Genomic DNA, 3,970 nt, shown 5'->3' on the forward strand with positions numbered 1-3,970 from the left:
CCCGTACGCGACCCCAGCGGCGGCGACGCGGCAGCGGCGTGGGCGGCGATCGTGCGCGAGGAACCGCGGTATCCGCGAGTGTCGGTATCGGCGAACGTTCGTATCCCGATGAGCGACGGCACAGCGCTGCGCGCGTACGTCGTCCGCCCCGCCGACGCATCGGGTAAGGCGGTGACGGGGAGTTTTCCCACCGTCCTGAATCTGACGCCGTACAACAAGCTGCTGATCAAGAGCATCGACACGATCCTCGAGACCCCTGTTCTCGGTCGTGCGATCAGAGCCTTCTCGTCCGCGTTCGACCTCACCGGAACCCGTTTCGACGGCATCACCGAGAGCACCCGAGTGGTTGCAGGCGGGGCGGCGGACCTGCTGTCGGTCAACCGGCACCTCGTCCGCAGCGGGTACGTTCAGATGATCGTCGATGTCCGCGGCACCGGCAGTTCCTCGGGCACCTGGGACGTGCTGGGCACCCGCGAACAACTCGATTCCCTCGAGGTGATCGACTGGGCCCGACGCCAGTACTGGTGCAACGGCAGGGTGGGAATGGCCGGCATCTCGTACTCGGCGATCAATGCGCTGCAGGCCGCAGCCAAGCAACCCGCCGGGCTCGACGCGATCTTCGCCGTCGAGGGCTCGGTGGACATCGTCCGCGAGATCTTCGCAACCGGAGGGGCCACCTCGGCGTTCATCCCGCTGTGGCTCACCGCCGTCAACGCATTGAAGTGGGCACCGGCCATCGGCGGCATCGACACGTTCACCTGGCTCCGCGATCGCACCCTGTCCCCCGCCACCAACCTGTTCGATCTGGCCAAAGGCTTTGTCACAGGACGAGATTCACGAATCTACGACGACGAGTACTACGACACCATCGACGCCGCCATCGAGGACATCGCGGTGCCGACATTCTTGTACGGCTGCTGGCACGACATCTTCGGCGGCTCCGCCCCCGACATCTACAACCGGCTGTCCCTCGAACGCGGATCGAAGCAGTTGCTCGTCGGTGACGGGTACCACGGCAACCCCGGAATCGGGTTCGGCGAACCGGGCTTTCCACCGCGTCTCGATATGCTCGAGCGAGCCTGGTTCGACAAGTGGCTACGCGACATCGACAACGGAATCGAGAACTACGGCCCCGTCACGTTGCGTCAACAGGGCGGCAATTGGACTGCGCACGGCCGCTTTCCGGCTCCGCGGGCGCAACCACGCAGGCTGTACCTGTCGGCGACGCCCTCAGGAACGGCAGCCCACGCCGTAGCCGACGGCAGCCTCACGACCGAACCGGCCACGTCCCGCGACATCCTGACGGTGCGGCCCTCGTTGCGGGCCGTCGTCTCGCGTGACACCACCCAGGTACTCGCCGGCGTGACGGCAGTGTTGGGGGGCGGATTCACCTACGACAACCGGTTCGCCGAAGGTGCCGCAGTCACCTTCACCACCGGTCCGGCCGAGTCGGACGCCGTTCTGTCCGGTCCGATGAATCTGCATCTTCGAGTGGTCTGCCACGCACGGGAAGCGTTGTGGGCCATCATGATCTGCGACGTCGCTCCCGACGGGACCTCGACGGTGCTCAGCAACGGCGCTCTTCTGGCCTCGCGTCGAGCCGTGGACGACGAACGTTCCTTGTTCGCGCCGAACGGCGACTACACCCGGCCCTACCACCCGCTCACCGAAGCGGCGCTGCTTCCGGTACCCATCGGCGAACCCATCGTTCTCGATATCGACATTCTCACCACCGAGGCCGTCATCGCCACTGGCCACCGACTCCGGGTCGACGTATTCGCCACCGACACACCACGGTTCATCCCGATCTTGCCGGACCTACTGCGCACTCGACTACGCAAACAGGACATCAGCATCGACCCGGAAAGCCCGAGCTACCTGGTGGTGCCCATACTCGGTGAGCCGGGCTGGTAGGAACGACATCATGAGAATCGAACAAGGCATCGCGCCGGCGAACTCCGTCGAGATCGCGTACGAGGACATGGGTTCGGTCGATGACCCTGCGGTCCTGCTGATCATGGGCCTGTCCGCGCAATTGACGTTGTGGCCCATGGATTTCTGTACCCGCCTCGTCGATGCGGGATACCGAGTGATCCGCATCGACAACCGCGACATCGGACTGTCCACGAAGATGACCGGGCAAAAGGTGCGGGGATCCCAGATCCTCCGAATGATCCGACACGAGCTCGGGATGTCTTCCGACGTGCCCGACACGATCGTCGACATGGCCGCCGACGCCGTAGGAGTACTCGATCACCTCGGCATCGATACCGTGCACGTCGTCGGTGCATCGATGGGAGGCATGATCACTCAGGTCTTCGCCGGTAGTTACCCCGAACGAACCGAATCGGTGGGCATTCTCTTCTCGAGCACCAACGAGCCGTTCCTGCCTCCGCCGGACCCACGCGCCCTGCTGCCCCTGCTCGGTGGCGTCGGGAAGGACGCCACGAAAGAGGAAATCATCGCGCATTCGGCAAAGACGTTGTCCACCATCGGCTCTCCCGGCTTCCGCACTCCGCTCGAGGAACAACTGGAGATCGCGCAGGTGATGTACGAGCGGAACTACAACCCCTCGGGCGTCGTGCGGCAGATGGCTGCGATCACCGGCACCGGCAGCCTGCGGCCGTACGCGAAGAAGATCACCGCGCCGACGACCGTCATTCACGGGACCGCCGACAGACTGGTCCGACCGTCGTGCGGCAAGGCCATCGCCCGCGCCGTTCCCGGTGCCGAGCTGACGCTGATAGACGGCATGGCCCACGACCTACCCGCCGCGTTGCTCGACCGCATCAGCGGCATCGTCCTGGCCAACTTCGCTCGCGCGAACGCGGCCTAGATCCTCGGCAAGACCCTACGACGAAGGCCGGCCTCCCTGGGGAGACCGGCCTTCGTTCGCAGATACGAAATTACGCGTTCGCGTCGTCCTCGAGGAGGTTGCGCGTGCGGTTCGGATCGACCTGGACGCCGGGTCCGGTGGTGGTCGAGACGGTGACCTTCTTGACGTAACGACCCTTGGCCGACGACGGCTTCGCACGCAGGATCTCGTCCAGCGCTGCGCCGTAGTTCTCCACCAGCTTGGTCTCGTCGAACGAGGCCTTACCGATGACGAAGTGCAGGTTGGCCTGCTTGTCGACGCGGAAGTTGATCTTGCCGCCCTTGATGTCGTTGACGGCCTTGGTCACATCGTTGGTGACCGTGCCCGTCTTCGGGTTCGGCATCAGGCCACGCGGTCCGAGGACACGGGCAATGCGGCCGACCTTGGCCATCTGATCGGGGGTGGCGATCGCGGCGTCGAAGTCCAGGAAACCGCCCTGGATGCGCTCGATCAGATCTTCTGCTCCGACGACGTCGGCTCCTGCTGCCTCGGCCTCTGCAGCCTTCTCACCAGCGGCGAAAACAATAACCCGAGCGGTCTTGCCGGTGCCGTGGGGAAGGTTGACGGTGCCGCGCACCATCTGATCCGCCTTGCGGGGATCGACGCCGAGTCGCACTGCAACCTCGACGGTGGGGTCGAACTTGCTCGACGCGGTCTCCTTGGCCAACTTGGCGGCTTCGAGAGGAGAGTAGAGATTGTCCTGGTCGATCTTTGCGGCCTGCTCGAGGTAGGCCTTGCTGCGCTTTGCCATGTCTTGCTGTCCTTCGTTCGAGTTCAGTGTGGTTGACGAGCCTGGCCGGCTCTCCCACGTGTACTTCGGTTACTGCAGAGAGCTGGTAATCAGCCTTCGACCGTGATGCCCATCGAGCGAGCAGTGCCGGCGATGATCTTCGCGGCCTGATCGATGTCGTTGGCGTTGAGGTCTTCCTGCTTGGTCTTGGCGATCTCGCGCACCTGATCCATGGTCACCTTGGCGACCTTGGTCTTGTGCGGCTCGCCGGAGCCCTTTGCCACGCCTGCAGCCTTGAGCAGCAGCTTGGCAGCGGGAGGAGTCTTGAGCTTGAAGTCGAACGTGCGGTCTTCGTAGACCGAGAT

The 3,970-nt window shown here is 64.3% G+C and carries 3 protein-coding genes and 1 pseudogene; 2 read left to right on the forward strand and 2 right to left on the reverse strand.

Annotated elements, in window-relative coordinates; genetic code table 11:
* Together A2J02_RS02330 and A2J02_RS02335 are read left to right on the forward strand one after the other, a co-directional pair.
* Positions 1-1,914: CocE/NonD family hydrolase (locus A2J02_RS02330; protein WP_068046251.1), on the forward strand; the 1,914-nt coding region annotated here is incomplete at its 5' end.
* A 10-nt stretch (positions 1,915-1,924) separates the two neighbouring features.
* The gene (locus A2J02_RS02335; protein ID WP_068046253.1) at positions 1,925-2,836 is read left to right on the forward strand and encodes an alpha/beta fold hydrolase; all 912 of its coding nucleotides are present in this window, start codon (positions 1,925-1,927) and stop codon (positions 2,834-2,836) included.
* 70 nt (positions 2,837-2,906) lie between these two features.
* Here A2J02_RS02335 and rplA read toward each other — a convergent pair whose 3' ends face one another.
* Positions 2,907-3,626 carry a 50S ribosomal protein L1 gene (gene rplA / locus A2J02_RS02340; RefSeq protein ID WP_027498276.1) on the reverse strand — a complete coding sequence of 240 codons (720 nt, stop codon included), beginning with the start codon at positions 3,624-3,626 and terminating at the stop codon, positions 2,907-2,909.
* Positions 3,627-3,715: 89 nt separating this feature from the next.
* Positions 3,716-3,970 (reverse strand): annotated as a pseudogene (locus A2J02_RS02345) (50S ribosomal protein L11); the annotation flags it as partial.

Origin of the sequence: Rhodococcus sp. EPR-147 (assembly GCF_001647185.1) — a bacterium.
In the GTDB taxonomy this organism is placed as follows: Bacteria; Actinomycetota; Actinomycetes; order Mycobacteriales; family Mycobacteriaceae; genus Rhodococcoides.